We start from the raw sequence: 2,561 nt of genomic DNA, 5'->3' as shown, positions 1-2,561 counted from the left end.
GGTCATACGATTATAGCTAGAGATGCAAATGGATGTTTATCAGTAGCGTCAGCTACGATAAATGTTATTGCACCAGCTACAGTTGTGTTTACAGCGACACCAACAAATTGTTATGATGGTACAAATGGTCAAATTGTGGTAAATGTTACTGCAGGAAATGGAGATTATCAATATATTTTAAATGGTGGAGCTCCTCAAGTACCAGGTGCCTCTAGTTTTACATTTACTGGTTTAGGGGCAGGCACTTATACTATAGATGTAATTGATGGAAGTGGGTGTTCGGCAGCTCAATTAACAAGAACGATTAACGAAGAATTAATAGCAACTACAGATGTAACAGATGCAAGTTGTACTAATGGTGCGATTTTAGTTAATGCTAGTGGAGGGACTGGTGTCGGAACTTATGTTTTCTCAATAACAGCAGCGAATGCAGGAACACCTGCTGATGCTAGCTTTACAACTACAAACCCTATTTCACAACCAGCTGGTACTTATGATGTATATATACGTGATAATAATGGAGCTTCTGGTTATTGTGAAGTTTTATTAGAAGATGTAGTAGTTGATGCAGTACCAACGGTCTCAGTAGGAACACCAACAGCGATACAACCGACCTGTAATGGCGATACAGGAAGTATTATTGTTACAATTTCTAATGGACAATCACCACATGATTTAACATTAACGGGGCCTTCTGGTACAACAGTTAATAATTTTACAGGATCAAGTTATACATTTTCTAATTTAACTGCAGGAGATTATACTGTAACTATTATGGATGATTTAGGATGTAGTAATTCTAGTGGAACAATTACCTTAACAGATCCACCATTATTAACAGCAACTATAAGTCCTATTTTACCTCCTTGTGGAACGCCTTTTGTAGGTAATGAATCATTATTTGGTTTTGAATTTACAGGTTTACCAACGGTAGCACCATATACACTTGAATTTAGTAGTGATAATGGAGCTACATGGCAAACATCACCAACTTTTACAGGAATTAATCAAGGTACGATTGTGAACCCTGTAATTCGTATAGTTGATGGGGCTACTGTACGTTGTTTAACAACATTTGCACCTTACACAATTCCGTTTAATGTAGAAGGGTTAATTGTAGATCCAGTTGCTAATCCAGGTACATGTGTTGGAGGTTTTAGTGTTACTGTAGAAGCGATAAACGGAGCACCTCCTTTTGAGTTTGCTATAGATGACCCTACAGTATGGTTCGCTGCGGATGCACCAGATCCAAGAACAAGGACCTTTACAGGATTAACACCAGGAAGAACTTATACTTTTTATGTAAGAGATTCATCTGGTTGTATAGAGCAAAATAATGAAGACGTATATGATACATTTAGTCCAAGTGTAGAGATTACTGGAACAAAAAATAGTGATGATTGTGCTGGAGGACCACCAGATACTGGACAAATTACGTTCTCTATTACAGATAATACTTCAGGAGATTTATCAGATCCATTTGAATGGACTTTATATAGACGTGATGCTTCTAATACAGGTGTAGCTGTGGCAGGATATACAGGAATTACACAAGCAGGGTTTGCAGATATTGTAGTAACAGGTTTATCAGCAGGTCGCTATTATATTGAAACAACCTCTCCACCTACAGTGTGTTTATTTGCAAGTACAGATGTAGAGATATTAGAAGGAGTACCTATTTCAGGAGATTTAATAGTAGTAAATGATATTACTTGTGATACAGATGGAGTAATTCGAATTGATAATGTAGTTGGAGGTTTCCCACCTTATTCATATTCGGTTTCGAGTGTAACAAATGCATCGTCTGCAACTATTTCAGGAAATTTAGTGTCAGTTCCTTATGCTAACGTAACTGATATTACATTACCTGTAAATATAGAAGTAGAAATAAGAGATAGTAATGGAAATATTTGTACTACAACAATTGGTCCAGAAGCATTAACAGTAAGTCAACCACCTGTTTTAGAAGTAGCTGATGTTACTTCAAGCACATGTGGAGCAGATAAGAGTATTACTGTTACTACAGCTAATGGAGTACAAACAATAGGAGGTATAGCCCCTTATCAATATTCAATTGATGGAGGTACAACATATAGTGCACCGACAACCAGTACAACATTTACACAAAATGGTTTAACACCAGGTAATTATAATGTGATTATTAGAGATGCTAATGGTTGTACAAGTGCTATTGTTCCAGTTACTATTTATGAAGAATTAGATTTTAATCTGGCAGTACAACAAAATTTAAATTGTGTTCCAGGTGAAGCATTAATAAGAATTACTGTTAATTCAGGAGTAGGTTTAGGTGCTTCAGGTAACTTTACATATACAATTTCAGGAACACCAACAAATCCTCCAACTACTACAGGAAGTGTTACAGGAACTAATACATTTACAGATCATACTGTAACTGCTAGTGGAACATATGATGTAACAGTTACAGATGTTACTTCTGGATGTATAGTAACAAGACAAGTAGTTATAGCACCTGCTATCACACCAGACTTTACAGCAGTTGCTATAGATAATAGTAATTGTGATGGTAGTAATGGAGGAGT

Annotated in this window: 1 pseudogene; it reads left to right on the top strand. The window is 36.3% G+C overall.

Annotation, left to right across the window (positions count from 1 at the left end):
• Window positions 1–2,561 (top strand): annotated as a pseudogene (locus tag ACKTTC_RS12900) (hypothetical protein); the annotation flags it as partial.

This window comes from Tenacibaculum amylolyticum, from assembly GCF_964511145.1.
GTDB lineage: Bacteria > Bacteroidota > Bacteroidia > Flavobacteriales > Flavobacteriaceae > Polaribacter > Polaribacter amylolyticum.
Note: the sequence above shows the minus strand (reverse complement) of the source record. Positions and strands in the feature narration are given on the sequence as shown.